The sequence below is a fragment of the Inquilinus sp. 2KB_23 genome (genome assembly GCF_052115705.1).
GTDB classification, from domain to species: Bacteria; Pseudomonadota; Alphaproteobacteria; order DSM-16000; family Inquilinaceae; genus Inquilinus; species Inquilinus ginsengisoli_A.
Map to the genome: position 1 here is coordinate 213330 of NZ_JBFRHF010000008.1, position 16540 is coordinate 229869.

Sequence of the window (16540 nt, forward strand, 5' to 3'; positions counted from 1 at the left end):
GCGTCTCCTCAGATCGCGACGCGCCGGCGCCGCACCATGTCGGCGAGCACCGTGACGAGGATGAGGAGGCCGAGCACGGCGCGCAGCCAGTAGGCCGACACGTTGAGGAAGATCAGCGCCGAGCCGATGGTGGCGAACAGGAGGGCGGCGAGGGTCGAGCCGATCACCGTGCCCATGCCGCCCAGGATCGACACCCCGCCGATGACCGCCGCGGTGATGACCGTGAGCTCGAGATTGGGCGGCACGGTCGACTGGATGACCTGCAGCTGGGTCGCGAACAGCACGGCGGTGATGCCGGCGAAGACGCCGTGGATGGCGAAGACGGCGACGGTCGTCGTCTCGATCCGGATGCCGGTCGCCCGCGCCGCCTCGGCATTGCCGCCGACGGCATAGATCGACCGGCCGAAGGCCGAGTAGCGCATCCAGAAGGCGGTCAGGAGCGTCAGCACGACCATGAACCAGATCGGCAGCGGCAGGCCGAAGAGGCGCTTCTGGGCGATCAGGTAATCGGCCGGCAGGTTGGTGATCCAGGCGCCGTCGGTGACGCTGATCAGGCCGCCCTTCAGGATCGACAGCATGCCGAGCGTCACCACGATCGACGGGATGCGGGCATAGGCGACGAGGCCGCCGACGAAGGCGTTGACCACCACGCCGGCCAGGATCGGCGCGGTCCACGCGACCCAGACCGGATAGCCCCCGACCGCGAGCGTGCCCGAGAGGGTAGCCAGCACGCCGATCAGCGAGCCGATCGACACGTCGATATGGCCCGAGATGATCACCAGGGACATGCCGAGTGCGGCCACCGCGATATAGGCGTTGCTCGAGAAGATGCTGGTCAGGTTGGTGTTGCTCAGGAAGCGCGGGTTGACCGCGCCGACCACGACGAAAAGCGCGACCAGGGCGCCGAGGATGACCAGCTCCTGGCCATAGGCTCCGAGGAAGCGGCCGACCCGTCCGCTCCGGGCCGAGGAGCGGGCCGCGGCCGTGATCATCGTCATCAGGCGGCCTCCGCCGAGTCGCCGGACCGCGTCATGGCGGCGCCGACCGCATCGGGCGTCGCCTCCGCCCGGTCGAAGGCGGCGGCGATGCGCCCGCCGCTCATGACGAGGATACGGTCGCTCATGCCGAGCACCTCGGGAAGCTCGCTCGAGATCAGCAGGATGGCGAGGCCCTGGGCGGCGAGCCCGCTGATCAGGGCGTGCACCTCGGCCTTGGCGCCGACATCGATGCCGCGTGTCGGCTCGTCGAGGATCAGGATGCGCGGCTCGGTGGCGAGCCATTTCGCCAGCACCACCTTCTGCTGATTGCCGCCGGACAGCTGGCGCACCGCCTGCTCGGGCCCGCGGGTGCGGATGCCGAAGCGCTTGATGGCATCGCGGGCGAGGGCGCCTTCGCGCCGGAGGTCGACGATGGAAGCCTTGGCGATCCGGCTGAGGACGGCCAGCGATACGTTCTCGCGCACCGTCTGCGGCCGGATCAGGCCCTGCAGGCCCCGGTCTTCCGGCACATAGGCGATGCCCAGGTCCCGGGCCTGACCCGGCCCGCCGATCGCGACCGGCTTGCCGTCCAGCAGGATCTCCCCCGATGTGGCCGGGGTGATGCCGAAGATGGTGAGCGCCAGTTCGGTGCGGCCCGAGCCGACCAGCCCGGCGATGCCCAGGATCTCGCCGGCATGCAGCGACAGCGAAATGTCCTGCACGGTCGTGCTGTAGGAGACGTTGCGCAGCTCGAGCATGGTCCGCCCGATCGCCGCCTCGCCCTTGGGAAACAACTGCTCGATCGAGCGGCCGACCATCATCGACACCAGCGTCTTCTCGTCGACCTCGCCGATCGGCCGGGTGCCGATCAGGGCGCCGTCCCGCAGCACGGTAACGCGGTCGGCGAGGGCGAAGATCTCCGCCATGCGATGGCTGACATAGACGATGCCGACGCCCTGGCCGCGCAGCCGGCGCACCACATCCATCAGCCGCTTGACGTCGGCGTCCGCCAGCGCCGCCGTCGGCTCGTCCATGATGACCAGGCGGGCGTTCCAGGACAGCGCCTTGGCGATTTCGACCCGCTGGCGGTTGGCGACTGAAAGGCTGCCCACCCGGAGGTCGACGTCGAGGTCGTGGCTGTCGAGGGAATCGAGCAGCTCGCGCGCCCTGATCCGCATCGTCTCCCAATCCAGCCCGCCCCAGGACCGGCGCGGCGCATGGCCGAGGAAGATGTTCTCAGCGACCGTGAGATCAGGGAACAGCAGCAGCTCCTGATAGACCGTGGCGATGCCGGCCTGCTGCGCCTCGCGCGGTGAGGAGAAGCTCGCCGGCTTGCCGTCGACCCGCAATTCCCCGGCATCGGCCCGGTGCACGCCGGCAAGGATCTTGATCAGCGTCGACTTGCCGGCGCCGTTCTCGCCGAGCAGGGCATGCACCTCGCCGGGACGCACGTCGAAGCTGATGTCCCTGAGCACGGTCAGGCCGGCGAAGGATTTGGAGATGCCCGCCAGCTCGACGACCGGGGGCTCGGCGCGCTCATCCATGGTCGGCGCCCTTTATCCTCATCGCCATGAGTGGCGTTTCCCGTCCCCTGTCGATCCGCTTCTGAAAACCGCCGGTGTGCTGGAGGGCGACGCGCGGCAGGTTGTCTCTTAATTGTCTGATGATCAGATCACGAAAGCGGCCTTATTGCCACCACCTCCGGAAGCCGGTCCTTCGGAGACGTTGCGACCCGATCGGTCACTTGGGGCGGAGCAGCCAGCAGACCGCGAAGGGACCGATATCGAGTCCCTCGACCGGATAGTCGACGAAGCCATTCGGCATCAGCACCTCGGCGCTCCGCCAGCCCCCCTCGGGCAGCGCCAGGGCGATACGCTCGTTCCGGAGATGGGCGATGCAGAGCACATCGTGATCGGACATGTCGATCAGAAGGCCGCGCAAGCGCGGGTGGCCCGCCCAGCGCAGGGCCGATGCCGGCTGGCCTGCGCAATGCGACAGGCGGCTCAGGAGATGTGCGGCCGGTGTCCAAGTACCGTCATCGGCAATCAGTCCCTTCGGCCCTGACGGCTCGAAGAATGTCAGCGTCTCGACATCGGAGTCCAGAAACCCCGCGACCGTACCGGCCAGCCAGGCGGCCGCGATGACCTGTCCTTGCCGTGGATCCGGTGCGGCGGAGCGACGGCGGCCTTCGGGAGAGGTGGCATTCGGGTTGGTGCGCAGGCCCAGCGTCATCGGACCGATCTGAAACCGCCGAGCCGGCAGCTTGGCCTTGGCGGAGGCCAGGATGTCCTCCAGCGGCTCGGTGGTCTCGCCGATGGTGTCGTCGTCCGACCCGTGCACCGTGGGATTGGACGTCCAGGCCAGATAGTCCGCCGGCGGCCAACGGGTCATGCGGTTGAGCTCGGTGAAGAAGGCTCCGGTACCCGCTCCGATGACGGTGCCGGGCAGCATCTCCCGGGCGGCCGCGACGGCCGCATCGTCGGCATCCCACAGCGAGACGCCGATGGTGGGCCGGCCGACCAGCAACGGGCCAAGGGCTTCCAGGATTGCACGGGTGCCGACCGCGGCGCCGCCCCTGATATCGATGCGCAACGGTCCCGAGACCGCCGACACTTTCGCGCGCGCCTCCTCCAGCCAGGCGGGTTCGGACGGGTCGATCTCGATCGCGGTGAAGCCAAGGCCGAGCGTGCGGATGGCGTCGGCCTGCGCAACTGCGATCGGACCGGGCGGCAGGCTGGTGCCGAGAACGGGGAGGGGTGCCGTCTTCCGGACGGCCGGCCCGCTGTCCTGCGCGGGGACGGCCGCAGTCGCCCGGGACAGGATCTCGAGCCTGACGACCTGCTCGACGGTCGACGAGGGCCCAATCCGGTAGGGGTACGGCCGGGCCAGGGGCCGGCAATAGGTCTTGTACGAGGCATCGGTCCAGTTGCGCTGGTCCTCGGTCTCGAACACCTCGCCCTCGAACACCAGCCGCAGGCGATGGCCGGCCGCGGTCTCGTATTCCATCGCGGCGATGTCGAAGAACGGCTGGTGCGGCGAGACCAGGTCGGGGAACCGCGCCTCCTCGACCCGGCCGTCCGGATGGGTCACGGCCACCGGGCGGCCGCGGGCGGCCCCCAGGCTGTGGAGCACGACGAAGCCGGTCCGGTTGGTGTCGAAGCCGGATGCCGACCAGGCCCGGGCCCTGGCCTCGACCACGCGGTCGGTGACGGTCCAGGTGATCGACCAGGTCAGGTCTCCGGCGGCCGGGTCGAGGGCACCGCCCGCGGTCGCCGTCACCCGCCCGTCCTGCCGCTGCAGGTGGGCTTCTGACGGCAGATCCGCCGTCCCCCAGTTCACGTCACGCACAACGAAGCCGATGCCGCGGAACAGCTCCTCCCCGTCGAGAGTGATCCCGCGGGCGAAGGCGCCGCTGCGGTCGAGCCGGAGATCGAGCCCGCCTGGGGAGAGGCGCCCGGAAGAGGATGCGTCCGCAGTCATGCTCAGCCTCGTGACAGTCCGGTTGAAGCGAATGGCGGAACGGGCGAGGCCTCGCCCGCCGCCGCGATGCAGCATGGAATTGCTTTGACGAGAGCGCGTCGGAGTGACTAGCGTAGCGCGATACTGGTATCAAAGGTATACCAAATGGTCACGGTCGCGATCCGTCGGCGCAAGCTGTACGAGGACGTGGCGGAGCACCTGGAGCGCATGATCCAGGACGGCTCCTACGCGCCCTCGGATCTCCTGCCGTCCGAACGCGATCTGATGCGACAGTTCGGGGTGGGTCGCCCCGCCATCCGCGAGGCGTTGTTCCATCTGCGGAAGATGGGGCTGGTGGAGCTTCGGTCGGGGGAGCGGGCGCGGGTGACGCAGCCGACGCCGCAATTCGTGATCAGCGCCTTGTCCGGCACCACGCGGCACATGCTCGCCGCACCGGGCGGGGTGCAGAATTTCCAGAGCGCGCGCAGCTTCTTCGAAACCGGCCTCGCCCGTTATGCCGCGTCGCACGCCACCAAGGAGGACCTGTCGGACCTCGAAGCCGCGCTCGCCGCCAACCGGGAGGCGATCGGCGACCTCAAGCGCTTCCAGGAGACCGATGTCGGCTTCCACTACGTGCTGGCGGTGATCCCGCGCAATCCGATCTTCATCGCCATCCATGAAGGACTGGTCGAGTGGCTGCTGGAGCAGCGCCAGACCACGCTGAGGGCCGGCGGCTACGAGATCGCCTACGAGGCGCACCGGGCGATCTTCGAGGCCGTGGCGGCCCGTGATCCCGATCGGGCCGAACGGGCGATGCACGAGCATCTCAACTATGTCGCCCGCCGCTACAACGAAATCGTCGGGGGGGAGTGATGGGGGGCTATGTCGTGGTTGTCGAGTTTCGTTTGAAAAGCGGGTCGCGCGGCGATTTCCGGCTGCTGGTGGACGACAACGCCCGGACCTCGACCCGGGTGGAAGCCGGCTGTCGCCGCTTCGACGTGATCGAGCCCACGGGCGATTCCGATGCCGTCCTGCTCTACGAGATCTATGACGACCGCGCCGCCTTCGACGCGCATGTCGCGTCCCGGCATTACGCCAGGTTCGACGCCGCAAGCGCCGGCTATGTGGTCGGAAAATCGGTGACGGTCGGCGAGCTCGTCTGCGAGGGGGCGCTGTAGAGGTTTCGAAAATCGCCGCCCAGACCGGCAGGCCGGGCGAAGCAACGGGAGGAACCGGAGTGGCATACCAGGATCTCAGGACCATGGCCGGCACCAAGGCGCCGAAGTTCGGGCATTTCATCGTCGAATTCGCCACGCCCGGCATCGGGCACATCCTGAAGTCGGCGGGCTGCGACTTCGTGCTGTTCGACCTCGAGCACTCCGGCTTCCACTTCGAGACAGTGAAGAGCGCGATGCGCTACTTCGAGGCCGCGCAGCTGCCCGCGATCGTGCGGGTGCCGTCGCGTGAGTACCACCACATCGCCCGTGCGATGGACATGGGCGCCGAAGGACTGATGCTGCCGATGGTCGGGTCGGCCGCCGAGGCACGCGAGATCGTGCGGTCGATGAAGTACCATCCGGCCGGCGGGCGGGGCGTCGCCCTCCAGGTCGCGCATGACCGGTACCGGCCCGGCGCCGTGACCGAGAAATTCGCCGCCGCGAACCGGCGCTCCACCCTGTTCTGCCAGATCGAGACGGCGGACGGCGTGAAGAATGCGGACGAGATCGCGGCCACCGAGGGCGTCGACGCGCTCTGGGTGGGGCATTTCGACCTGTCCGTCTCGCTCGGCATCCCCGGCCAGTTCGACCATCCCGATTTCAGGAGCGCCATCGACCGGACCATCGCGGCCTGCGAGAAGCACAAGAAGGCGCTGGGCCGCCTGGTGCCGACGGTCGCCCAGGGCATCGAGCTCAAGGCCGCCGGCTTCGATTTCATCTGCTACTCGGGCGATGTCTGGGTGCTGCACGATGCGCTGGCGGATGCGATCACGCGTCTGCGCGAAGGCGCGAAGGCGGGGCGGAGCTAGGGCGATGGCCGGACCGTTTCGCGTCGCGCTGTCGGGCGATTTCCGGAAGCCCGACGGAATGCCGACCTATCCGGACTTCGATCTCACGCCGCTGCTCTCTGCGCCCGGGGTCGAGGCGCTGTTCCTGGACGTGGCCGACCCGTTGCGCGCCGAGCAGCTGGAGGAAATCGACGCGCTGATCCTGCTCACCCACCGCTTCACCGCGGAGAGCGTGCCCAGGAGCGGCCGCCTGGCCGTCGTCGCCCGCTTCGGCGTCGGCTACGACACGGTCGATGTGGACGCCTGCACCCGGGCCGGCATCGCGCTCGTGATCACGCCGGATGGGGTGCGCAGGCCGGTCGCGGTGTCGATCATCACGCTCATGTTGGCACTCACCGGCAAGCTGCTGGTCAAGGACCGGCTGACGCGCGAGGCCGCGGCCGGCTTCGCCAAGCGGTCCGAACACATGGGCATGGGTCTCGTCGGGCGCACACTCGGCTCGCTCGGGATCGGCAACATCGGCGCCGAGATGTTCCGGATGGCCAGGCCGTTCGACATGACATGCATCGCCCATGACCCGGCGGCCGACCCGGCCGTGGCGGCGGAGCTGGGCATCGAGCTCGTCGGGCTCGATGACGTGTTCCGCCGCGCCGACATCCTCTCGGTCAGCTGTCCCTTGACCCCGCAGACCCATCATCTGGTTAATGCCGACCGGATCGCGCTGATGAAGCCGACGGCCTACCTGATCAACACTGCGCGCGGGCCGATCGTGGACCAGGCGGCGCTGACGCAGGCCCTGCAGGCGCGGCGGATCGCCGGGGCCGGGCTCGACGTGCTGGAGCAGGAGCCGCCGGACCCGGACGACCCGATCCTCAAGCTCGACAACGCCATCCTAACGCCGCACGCCCTGTGCTGGACCGACCAGTGCTTCGCCGGCAACGGTGCCGCGGATGTCCGCGCCGTGCTGGAGGTGCAGCAGGGGCGCGTGCCGCGGGGCGTGGTCAACCGCGCCGTGCTTGACGCGTTCCGCTGGCGCGAACGGCTGGCGGAATTCGGCCGGCGCTTCGGCGCGGGACCGTAAGGGCGACGCTCTCCTCCAAAAGGGGAGAGACCGATGCAAAGCAGCCGGCGCTCACGACCGGCGGATCCAGGGAGGACAGGCGAGCATGAACGATCGGACGAGACGCGAATTCGAAGCCGGCCTGGCGGCCGATGTCGACGCCTGGCTGCGGGGGGAGCCCACCCGGCGCAGCTTCATCAAGAGATTCGGGCAGATGACCGGGATGCTCGCCGTGTCCGGGCCGCTGCTGGCCTCGATCAGCCGCTCGGCCCTGGCCCAGGCGGCCGCCCAGCTGGCGGATCCATCGACGCCGCTCGGCCAGGCTCAGGCGGCCGCCCTCAAGGCCTCCACGGAGGGGCCGGCGGATGGTTCGGCCTATCGCGCCGTGCAGGCCGCCAAGCAGTTCCCGGACGTGACCCTGACCATGACCTACGAGTCCGGGCTTCAGGCGCTCGACCCGCGGCATTTCTCCGGACCGCTGTGGGAACAGCTGACCGGGATGAAGTCGAATGTGGTCGAGCTGTCGCATCCCGACCAATACTCGAAGCCCGTGGCGGAGCACATCGCCGGGTCGGGGGCCTACGACATCCTGGATATCGAGCCGGCCTGGACCCCGTCACTCGCCGATGGCGGCGTCATCGCGCCGCTCGACGACTACATCGCCAAGCACATGAACAAGGCGGATTTCGACGATTATCACCCCCTGTTCAAGGCGCTGCCCACCTACAAGGGCAAGATCTGGGGTGTGTTCGACGACGGCGACATGTTCGCCCTCTATTACCGCAAGGATGTCTTCGACGATCCGAAGCTCAAGGACGCCTACAGCCAGAAGTTCGGTAAGCCGCTGGCCGTCCCGAAGACGTGGGAGGATTATGCCCAGGTCGCCCAGTTCATCACCGACCAGATGGCGCCCAACCTCTACGGAGCGGGGCACTTCCGCAAGGCCGGCAGTCCGGGCAACCAGTACGACTTCCTGCAGCAGTTCCGGGCGAACCGGGGCGAGCTGTTCGACGGCGACATGAAGGCCGGACTGGCCTCGGCAGCCGGCATCAAGACTCTCGAGAACATGATCGCGGCCAACAAGGCGTCGATCCCCGGCAACAACGAGCTGGATGCCGTGTCGCTCTGGGCCGCCTTCCTGCAGGGCAAGGTGGCGATGATCTATTCCTGGCCACCCAGCGGCCGGATGGCGGCAAACTATTCGCAAAGCGATGCAGCCATCAACTTCATCCCGCGCTCCACCATCGCCGGCAAGGTCGGCTACGCCGTCGTGCCGGGCAACCCGGAGCATGCGACCGGCTACAGCAAGGCGCTCGCCGCCGATTCCGAGAATCCGGAGGCCGCCTACCTGTTCATGCAATGGGCGACCTCGCCGCCGGTGTCGCTGGCCCGCACCATGCTGCCCTATGCGCTGCGGGATCCCTACCGCCTGTCGCACTACAAGTCGGAGCTGTACGGCGCCCTCTGGCCGGATGCGAAGGACTACCTGGCCAACCTCTGCAACTCGGCCAATGTCGGGCTGCTCGACATGATCATGCCCGGCTGGCAGGACTACGCGCTCAGCCTGGATCGGATGTGCTCCTCGGTCTGGGCCGGCACCGATCCCAGGGCCGCGCTCGAGACCGCGGCGGCGGAATGGGACCAGACGACCGAGCGCCTGGGCACCGACAGCCAGAAGGCGTTCTACGCGGAATACAAGAAGCTGCCCGGCTCCTCGGCCGACCATACGGTCGAGGCGCTTGGGATGGCCGTGAAGCTGTGACGGCGCGGGCGGCGGCGGGCCTCGGCTTCGCCGCCGCCATCCTGCATCATCCACGGACAGCCGCATGACGACCGACGCCACTTCGATCGCTCCGCCCCGGCGCGTACCGCGCCGGCGGGCCGGCTTGTCCGAATGGAGCGACCGCCACTTCAAATGGCTGCTCGTGGTCCCAGCGGTGCTGCTGATCCTGTCGCTGTCGGTGTACCCGCTCGTGTTCTCGCTCTGGGTGTCCTTCGTCAACTATGACTTCCAGATCCCCGGGCACGCCTTTGTCGGCCTGAAGAACTTCTCGATGGTGGTGCTCGATCCGGTGGCGCGGTGGTCGCTGGTCCTGACCATCCTGCTGTCGGCGGCGAATGTCGCCATCGAGCTGGGGCTCGGCCTGGCGCTGGCACTGGCGATGGTCCGCAGCTTCCCGGGCCGCGGCCTGGTCATGTCCGTCCTGATCATCCCGCTGTTCATCAGCCCGGTGATCGTCGGCCAGGCGTGGGCCTTGCTGCTGCAGCGCCCCTTCGGGCCGATGAACTACCTGCTCGGCGAACTCCTCGGTCGCGAGGTGACGATCGGCTGGCTGACCGAGAGCCCGTGGCTCTACTTCGCCCTGATCCTCGCCGACGTGTGGCAGTGGACGCCGTTCATGTTCGTGATCCTGCTCGCGGGGCTCACGGCGATCCCGCCCAACCTCTACGAGGCGGCCGAACTCGACGGCGTCGACGGCTGGCAGGCGTTCCGGCTGATCACGCTGCCGCAGATCGCCCCGATCATCATGCTGGCGATCACCTTCCGCCTGCTCGACGCGGTGCGCCTGTTCGACACCATCTTCATCATGACCGCGGGCGGGCCGGGCACGAAGACCTACACCAGCTCCTTCTACCTCTACACCGTCGGCTTCACCCAGTTCCACCTGTCGCAGGCGACGGCGGGAAGCTGGATCCTCCTGATCCTGACCGCCCTGCTGGTCGGGCTTCTGGTGAAGCGCCTGACGAAATCGGAGCCGGCCTGATGACGCAGACCCTGACGACGCGACGTGCCATTCCCCGCAGGCGAAGACGCCGGCCGGCGATCGGCCGCTTCGTGTTCCTCGGCCTGTTCATGCTCTTCGTGCTGGCGCCGATCTATTGGATGTTCGTCACCTCGATCAAGCCGAGCGACGACTACCTGGCCATTCCGCCGGTGTGGTTCCCGGCGGAGCCGACCACGGTGCACTACACGGCCGCGCTGTTCGCCTATCGCGGGCTGCAGGGCATCGTCAACAGCTTGGTCGTGTCGCTGGCCGCGACGATCCTGTCGGTGCTGGTCGGCACATCGATGGCCTACAGCCTCGCCCGCTTCAACACCGGTGGGAAGCACCTGTCCTTCTGGATCCTGTCGCAGCGCTTCCTGCCGCCGATCGCCGTGGTGCTGCCGATCTTCCTGATCTACCGCAGCGTGGGCCTGCACGACACGCGGCTCGGGCTGATCATCGCCTACACCGTCTTCACGCTGCCGGTGTCGGTCTGGATGATGCTGGCCTATTTCCGCAGCATGCCGCGTTCGATGGAGGATGCGGCGCTGGTCGACGGCTGCACGCAGTGGCAGGCCTTCTGGCAGGTCGCGGTGCCCCTGGCGGCGCCCGGCATCGTTGCCGCCGCGGTCTTCGCCTTCATCGCCTGCTGGACCGAGTTCTTCTTCGCCCTGGTCCTGACCAGCCGTTCGGCCTTCACGCTGCCGACCGTGTTCCGGGCCTTTCTCGGGTTCCAGGGCGCCCAGTACGGCGAGGCGAGCGCCCTCGCCATCGTCTCTCTCGCGCCGTCGATCGCGCTCGGCGTGCTGGCACAGCGGCATCTGGTGCGCGGGCTGACGCTCGGCGCCGTGCGTGGATGAAAGGGGCTCGCCGATGGCCGACGTCAAGATCAGCGGGCTGCACAAGCGCTTCGGCCCGTTCCATGCCGTGCAGGGGATCGATCTCGAGATCGCCGACGGCGAGTTCACGGTGCTGGTCGGCCCGTCCGGCTGCGGCAAGAGCACCCTGCTGCGGACCATCGCCGGGCTGGAGGGCATCAGCGAGGGCACCATCGAGATCGGCGGCGAGGTGGTCAACGACATGCGGCCGCGCGACCGCGACGTGGCCATGGTGTTCCAGGACTACGCCCTCTACCCGCACCTGACGGTCGAGCGGAACATCGGGTTCGGGCTGCGGGCGCGGAAGATGCCGGCGGACGAGATCGGCCGGCGTGTCGGCCGGGTTGCCGGGATGCTCGGCATCACGCCGCTGCTCGGCCGCTATCCGCGGCAATTGTCGGGCGGCCAGCGGCAGCGCGTCGCCATCGGCCGCGCCATCGTGCGTGAGCCGCAGATCTTCCTGTTCGACGAGCCGCTGTCCAATCTCGACGCGCAGCTGCGCGACGAGATGCGCGGCGAGATCAAGCGCCTGCACCAGGACATCGCCACGACGATGATCTATGTCACCCACGACCAGATCGAGGCGATGACGCTGGCCGACAGGATCGTCCTCATGCGCGACGGCCGGATCGAGCAGATGGGGTCGCCGGCCGAGCTGTTCGAACGGCCGGTATCGCTCTTCGTCGCGGGGTTCCTCGGTTCGCCGAGGATGAGCTTCCTGCCCGGCAGTGTGACGCGCGTGGACGGAAAGGCCGGCATCCTCGTCGACGGCCGGGAGACCCCGCTGCCCTTGCCTGCGGGCCGCATTCCGGACGCGACGGAGGTCGGTACTCGCGTGCTGCTCGGGCTGCGCCCGGAGCATGTGGTGCGAGCGCGGGAGGAGGGGGCCGGGTTGGGCACGGTCCGGATCGAGGCGCCCCTCGAACTGCTCCAGCCGACCGGCTCTCGGACTTTCGCCACGTTCCGCCTGGGCGACGCACAGGCCGTGGCGGAGCTGCAAGCCCATGATGTCGGCTCCGCCGGCGAAACCATCGGGCTCGAGATCAACCTGAACCGGGCGTCCGTGTTCGACGCCCAGACCGAGCGGGCGTTGTAGACGGGTAGGCGATCCCCCCCTGCCTATGCCAATGGCTGGCTGCATAGTGGCTGCTTGATCGCACTCCGGGGAATTTGAGCGTGGGCGCCGCGTGCCGTCAGCGGGCCGACGCTCTTGACCGGGATTTGCTTCTGCGCGAGCTGCGGTGGAGCGATGACGCTTCGTACCTCGGGAAAGGCGGAGCACTATCGCTACTATACGTGCTCGACCAAGGCGCGATTCGGCGCGACAGGCGGCCGTGGGCTGACGGTGCCGATGGACAAGTTGGATAAGGCTGTCGCTGACCATTTGGAATGGCGTCTGCTCGACCCTCAGCACTGACTGCCATGATGAGCCTGCTTCTAGATCGGAGAGGAACGGACGGAGCGTCGGCGCGGGCACATTACCGAGTTGCGCAAGCGCGCCGGCGAAGCCGAAGCTCGATTGAGGCGACTCTACGAGGCGATCGAGAATGGCGTCGTCAACACAGCTGATCCTTCGCTTAGGGATCGAATCGCCGAACTGACTGCCGTTCGGGATCAGGCTCGGGCTGACGAGGAGCGTGCGACCGCAGCGATTGACTGGCTGGGGCCGGCGATCACCCCGGATAGTTTGCGCACATTTGCCCTGGCGGCTCGGTGTAAGCTGAGGAACGAAGATGGAACATTTCGGCGGGGCTATCTGAGGGCTCTCGCCCAGCGAATCGAAGTGGTCGACCGCCACGAAATCCGCATCAAAGGTTCGAAAACCGAGCCCCTACGGCCACTTACTCCCGCTTCAGGCGTAGAAATGGCTAGCTTTGGCGTTCGCAGTTTTATACCGAAGTGGCGTCCCCGGAGAGATTCGAACTCCCGACCCGCTGCTTAGGACGCAGCCGCTCTATCCAGCTGAGCTACGGGGACCGCGGCGCCCTTATAGCAAGCCGGCGGGGGCGATGCACCCCCGCCGTGTCGCTTTCCTCAATCCTCGATGAAGCTGCGGTGGAAGGCGTTCATCAGGGGGTCGACCGCATACTGCAGGGCGGTGCGCGTGCCGGTCATGATCGAGACGTCGGCCGGCATGCCCGCCGACAGGTTGACCTGCGGCGCCACCTGCTTCAGCAGGTCCGGATCGACCACGATCTTGGCCAGGAAGTACGAGCGCTTGGTCGCCTCGTCCTGGGTGCTGTCGGCGGCGACATAGATCACCTTGCCGTCGATCCGCGGCATGTTGCGCTGGTGATAGGCGGTGAAATGGACCAGGGCCGACTGTCCCACCCGCACCACATCGATGTCGTTGGGCTGGACCTGGACGTCGATCACCAGCTTCTCGTTGTTCGGCACGATCTCTAGGATCGGCGCGCCGGGCGCGATCACGCCGCCGAGGGTGTGGAACTTCATGCCCACGACGGTGCCGTCGAGCGGCGCCAGGATGCGGGTGCGGCCGACCACGTCGCCGGCGGCGCGCATCTTCTCTTCCAGCCCGGCCAGCTCCTTCTGGGTGGTCGCGCGCTCATCGGCGATCTTGTCGCGGAAGTCGCTGTCCAGCGCCAGGATCCGCATCTGGCTTTCGCCGATGGTCTGCTCGGCCTTGGCGATGGCCGAGATGTCCGAGGCCTTCTGGCCCTCGATCTGGGCCTGGGTGCGCTGCAGCTGCAGCAGATGCGGCTTGGTCTCCAGCCCCTTCGCGACCAGCGGCGCGACGCTGTCGACCTCCTCCTGGATCAGTTCCAGCTGGGTGTCGCCGGCGGTGATCTGGGCCTTCAGGCCGTTGATGTCCTCGCGGCTCTGGTTGACGCGCTGCTCCAGGATCGACTTCTGGCCCGTGATCGATTCGCGGCGGGAGGTGAACTGCTCCTCCTGCGCCTTGATCAGGGCCGCGGCCACCGGATTGTTCGCGGCCTGGTCCTGGATCTCCTGCGGCATGGCGATGGTGGCCGCGCCGTTCTGCTCGGCATCGAGCCGGGCCAGCGTCGCCACGTCGGCGAGACGCTGCATCCGCACCGAATCGAAGGTCGCGAGGTCGCGCGTCGAATCCAGCACCAGCAGGGTGTCGCCGGCCTTGACCACGTCGCCGTCATGCACGTTCAGCTCGCGGATGATGCCGCCTTCGAGATGCTGCACCGTGCGCTTGTTGCCCTCGGGGCTGACCTGCCCATTGGCGACCGCGGCACTGGCCAGGGGCGACACCGCCGCCCAGGCGCCGAATCCGAACACGAACACACCGACCACAGCACCGCCGATCAGGCTCAGCCGGTTCAGGCCGCGCGCGTTCCGCTTCAGCGCCGTCGCGGTTTCATCCGGCAGAGCGGGCAGGCGGGGGCTGCTGCGGACGGCCGGTGGTTGTGGCTGTCCAGGCTCCTGAGGAATAAGCGACATTTTCCGAGCTTCCTTTTGGCGCCGGCGAGGTGTCGGCGGCACGCGGCCCGGCGATACGGGCCAGAACTTCGGCCCGCGGGCCGAGCAATGCGATTTCGCCTTCGCGCATCACCAGCAGGCGATCGGCGTCGGCGAGGATCTGCGGACGGTGGGCGACGATGACCACGGTCGTGCCCAGCGCCTTCAGCGCCGCGATCGTGGTCATCAGGGCGGCTTCGCCATCCGCATCGAGATTGGAGTTGGGTTCGTCCAGCACCACCAGCCGGGGGCCGCCGAACACGGCGCGGGCCAGGCCGACGCGCTGGCGCTGGCCGCCCGACAGCGGCACGCCGCCGTCGCCGATCGGCGTGTCGTAGCCCTGGGGCAGCCGCACGATCATGTCATGCACGCCGGCCAGCTGGGCCGCGGCGACCACCTGTTCCGAATCGGGGTTGCTGGTCATGCGGGCGATGTTCTCGGCCACGGTGCCGGGGAACAGGTCGACCACCTGCGGGAGGTAGCCGATATACGGGCCCAGCGCCTCCGGCGTCCACTGCGCCAGGTCGGCGCCGTCGAACCGGACCGCGCCGTCGCTCGGCGGGTAGATGCCGACCAGCAGACGGCACAGCGTGCTCTTGCCCGAGGCGGACGGCCCGACCATGCCCAGCACCTCGCCGGCCGCGATCTCGAAGCTGACGCGCTTGATGATCGGCGTCTTGCCCTGCGGTGTCAGGAACACCAGCTTGTCGATCTGCACCGTGCCGCTCGGGGGCGGCAGGGCCAGGCCGTCCTGGCGCTTCGGCAGGGCGACCAGGATCTTCTCGATCGACTGGTAGGACTGGCGGGCGCTGATGAACTGGCGCCAGGAGCTGATCGCCTGCTCCACCGGGGCCAGGGCCCGCGACAGCAGCATCGAGCCGGCGATCATGCCGCCCGAGGTCAGCTCGCCATGCAGCAGCAGATAGGCGCCGACGGCCATCACCAGGGTCTGCACGAACATGCGGACGAATTTCGAGGAGCCGCTGATGATGGCGGACAGGTCGGAGCCGCGCTCCTGCCCCTGCAGCGCCGCCTCCTGGTCCCGGCGCCAGCGCACCAGCAGCTGCGGCAGCATGCCCATGGCGCGCACCGTCTCGGCGCTGCGGATGGCGCCTTCGGCCTGGCGCTGCGCGGTGACCTGCAGCTTGTTGGCCTCGGTCGTCGGCTTGCGCAGCATCTTCTCGTTGGTCAGCGCCAGGCCGAACAGGATGATCGCGCTCAGCAGCGCGGTGACGCCCAGGGCCCAGTGCAGCATGAACATGACGATGATGAAGATCGGCGCCCAGGGTGCGTCGAACAGCGGCCCGATCGCCGGGCCGCCGATGAAGCTGCGGATCTGCGAGAGGTCGCGCAGCGCCTGGCCGCCCACCGGTGCGCCCAGCACCGCGCCGTTGACCCCGGTCTCGACCAGGGTGCCGGCCAGCTGGCGCTCGAACCGGGTGCCGATGCGGGCCAGCAGGCTGGAGCGCAGCCCGTCGAGCCAGCCCAGGATCAGGAAGGCGAAGGCGGCGATGAGGGTGAGGAAGACCAGCGTCTCGATATGGGCGGAGCCCAGCACGCGGTCGAACAGCTGGTAGGAGTACAGCGGCGACACCATGACCAGCAGGTTCGTCACCAGGCTGAATCCGCCCGCGACCAGGAACCAGGGCCTGACCGCATTCAGGGCCCGTCGGGCGGCGCTCGGCGGTGTCGACTCGGTCTTCGCCATAATCTTCTATTCCCCTGATCGGCACCCTCTGGCCACACCGCCCGAAGCCGACCGCTATATTCTTGTCGAGAAGCAGATCGTCCCGCTACCGGAAAGCGAGCTGAAACGCCCTGTGAACTCGTATTTGAATAAATCAATCGTGGTCTTGAAACAGTGCCACAGGGAATACCCAGTGTCTCGACAGATTCTGTAAAGCGAATGGCAAAATTCTGACCATTTCGCGACCGATCCTTTGCTC

General features: G+C 67.9%; 14 protein-coding genes and 1 tRNA gene. 9 read left to right on the forward strand and 6 right to left on the reverse strand.

Features of this window, described 5'->3' with window-relative positions; translation table 11 throughout:
- Positions 1–8: 8 nt before the first annotated feature.
- The 3 genes from AB4112_RS12740 to AB4112_RS12750 all read right to left on the reverse strand — a co-directional run bounded on the left by AB4112_RS12740 (position 9) and on the right by AB4112_RS12750 (position 4532).
- Positions 9–998 (reverse strand): ABC transporter permease, encoded by a 990-nt coding sequence (locus AB4112_RS12740; RefSeq protein WP_309793870.1) that lies wholly within the window; start codon positions 996–998, stop codon positions 9–11.
- Positions 998–2521, reverse strand: a complete 1524-nt coding sequence (locus AB4112_RS12745) for a sugar ABC transporter ATP-binding protein (protein ID WP_441720084.1) — start codon at positions 2519–2521, stop codon at positions 998–1000. The genes AB4112_RS12740 and AB4112_RS12745 overlap by 1 nt, the downstream gene beginning before the upstream one ends.
- 196 nt (positions 2522–2717) lie before the next feature.
- Positions 2718–4532: a hypothetical protein gene (locus AB4112_RS12750; protein ID WP_441720087.1), complete on the reverse strand. Its 1815-nt coding sequence runs from the start codon at positions 4530–4532 to the stop codon at positions 2718–2720.
- Positions 4533–4601: 69 nt separating this feature from the next.
- Between AB4112_RS12750 and nanR the strand changes: the two genes are divergently transcribed.
- From nanR to AB4112_RS12795, 9 genes are all read left to right on the forward strand, one after another.
- The gene (gene nanR / locus AB4112_RS12755; RefSeq protein ID WP_309793873.1) at positions 4602–5309 is read left to right on the forward strand and encodes a transcriptional regulator NanR; all 708 of its coding nucleotides are present in this window, start codon (positions 4602–4604) and stop codon (positions 5307–5309) included.
- Positions 5309–5614 carry a putative quinol monooxygenase gene (locus AB4112_RS12760; protein WP_309793874.1) on the forward strand — a complete coding sequence of 102 codons (306 nt, stop codon included), beginning with the start codon at positions 5309–5311 and terminating at the stop codon, positions 5612–5614. The genes nanR and AB4112_RS12760 overlap by 1 nt, the downstream gene beginning before the upstream one ends.
- Positions 5615–5673: 59 nt before the next feature.
- Positions 5674–6462 (forward strand): HpcH/HpaI aldolase family protein, encoded by a 789-nt coding sequence (locus AB4112_RS12765; protein ID WP_441720091.1) that lies wholly within the window; start codon positions 5674–5676, stop codon positions 6460–6462.
- A gap of 4 nt (positions 6463–6466) precedes the next feature.
- Complete coding sequence (locus AB4112_RS12770) at positions 6467–7522, forward strand: NAD(P)-dependent oxidoreductase (RefSeq protein WP_441720094.1); 1056 nt, start codon at positions 6467–6469, stop codon at positions 7520–7522.
- A gap of 85 nt (positions 7523–7607) precedes the next feature.
- Complete coding sequence (locus AB4112_RS12775; protein WP_441720096.1) at positions 7608–9263, forward strand: extracellular solute-binding protein; 1656 nt, start codon at positions 7608–7610, stop codon at positions 9261–9263.
- A gap of 64 nt (positions 9264–9327) precedes the next feature.
- Complete coding sequence (locus tag AB4112_RS12780; protein ID WP_309793878.1) at positions 9328–10266, forward strand: carbohydrate ABC transporter permease; 939 nt, start codon at positions 9328–9330, stop codon at positions 10264–10266.
- Positions 10266–11126, forward strand: a complete 861-nt coding sequence (locus tag AB4112_RS12785; protein WP_441720099.1) for a carbohydrate ABC transporter permease — start codon at positions 10266–10268, stop codon at positions 11124–11126. Before AB4112_RS12780 ends, AB4112_RS12785 begins: the two co-directional genes overlap by 1 nt.
- A 13-nt stretch (positions 11127–11139) precedes the next feature.
- Positions 11140–12240 (forward strand): ABC transporter ATP-binding protein, encoded by a 1101-nt coding sequence (locus AB4112_RS12790; protein WP_309793880.1) that lies wholly within the window; start codon positions 11140–11142, stop codon positions 12238–12240.
- Between the two features lie 114 nt (positions 12241–12354).
- Positions 12355–12561 carry a zinc ribbon domain-containing protein gene (locus AB4112_RS12795; protein ID WP_441720102.1) on the forward strand — a complete coding sequence of 69 codons (207 nt, stop codon included), beginning with the start codon at positions 12355–12357 and terminating at the stop codon, positions 12559–12561.
- A gap of 483 nt (positions 12562–13044) precedes the next feature.
- Here the strand turns inward: AB4112_RS12795 and AB4112_RS12800 are convergent.
- The 3 genes from AB4112_RS12800 to AB4112_RS12810 form a co-directional block, all read right to left on the reverse strand.
- Positions 13045–13121, reverse strand: a tRNA-Arg gene (locus tag AB4112_RS12800).
- A 57-nt stretch (positions 13122–13178) separates the two neighbouring features.
- Positions 13179–14576: an HlyD family type I secretion periplasmic adaptor subunit gene (locus AB4112_RS12805; protein ID WP_441720104.1), complete on the reverse strand. Its 1398-nt coding sequence runs from the start codon at positions 14574–14576 to the stop codon at positions 13179–13181.
- Positions 14494–16302: a type I secretion system permease/ATPase gene (locus tag AB4112_RS12810; RefSeq protein WP_441720107.1), complete on the reverse strand. Its 1809-nt coding sequence runs from the start codon at positions 16300–16302 to the stop codon at positions 14494–14496. The genes AB4112_RS12805 and AB4112_RS12810 overlap by 83 nt, the downstream gene beginning before the upstream one ends.
- Between the last annotated feature and the right edge of the window lie 238 nt (positions 16303–16540).

Bases quoted from the DNA above. Each gene is read 5' to 3' on its own strand.
- AB4112_RS12785 (WP_441720099.1), top strand. From the start codon at position 10,266: ATGACGCAGACCCTGACGACGCGACGTGCCATTCCCCGCAGGCGAAGA.
- AB4112_RS12740 (WP_309793870.1), bottom strand. From the start codon at position 998: ATGACGATGATCACGGCCGCGGCCCGCTCCTCGGCCCGGAGCGGACGG.
- AB4112_RS12745 (WP_441720084.1), bottom strand. From the start codon at position 2,521: ATGGATGAGCGCGCCGAGCCCCCGGTCGTCGAGCTGGCGGGCATCTCC.
- AB4112_RS12775 (WP_441720096.1), top strand. From the start codon at position 7,608: ATGAACGATCGGACGAGACGCGAATTCGAAGCCGGCCTGGCGGCCGAT.
- AB4112_RS12810 (WP_441720107.1), bottom strand. From the start codon at position 16,302: ATGGCGAAGACCGAGTCGACACCGCCGAGCGCCGCCCGACGGGCCCTG.
- AB4112_RS12790 (WP_309793880.1), top strand. From the start codon at position 11,140: ATGGCCGACGTCAAGATCAGCGGGCTGCACAAGCGCTTCGGCCCGTTC.
- AB4112_RS12770 (WP_441720094.1), top strand. From the start codon at position 6,467: ATGGCCGGACCGTTTCGCGTCGCGCTGTCGGGCGATTTCCGGAAGCCC.
- AB4112_RS12750 (WP_441720087.1), bottom strand. From the start codon at position 4,532: ATGCTGCATCGCGGCGGCGGGCGAGGCCTCGCCCGTTCCGCCATTCGC.
- AB4112_RS12760 (WP_309793874.1), top strand. From the start codon at position 5,309: ATGGGGGGCTATGTCGTGGTTGTCGAGTTTCGTTTGAAAAGCGGGTCG.
- nanR (WP_309793873.1), top strand. From the start codon at position 4,602: ATGGTCACGGTCGCGATCCGTCGGCGCAAGCTGTACGAGGACGTGGCG.
- AB4112_RS12805 (WP_441720104.1), bottom strand. From the start codon at position 14,576: ATGTCGCTTATTCCTCAGGAGCCTGGACAGCCACAACCACCGGCCGTC.
- AB4112_RS12780 (WP_309793878.1), top strand. From the start codon at position 9,328: ATGACGACCGACGCCACTTCGATCGCTCCGCCCCGGCGCGTACCGCGC.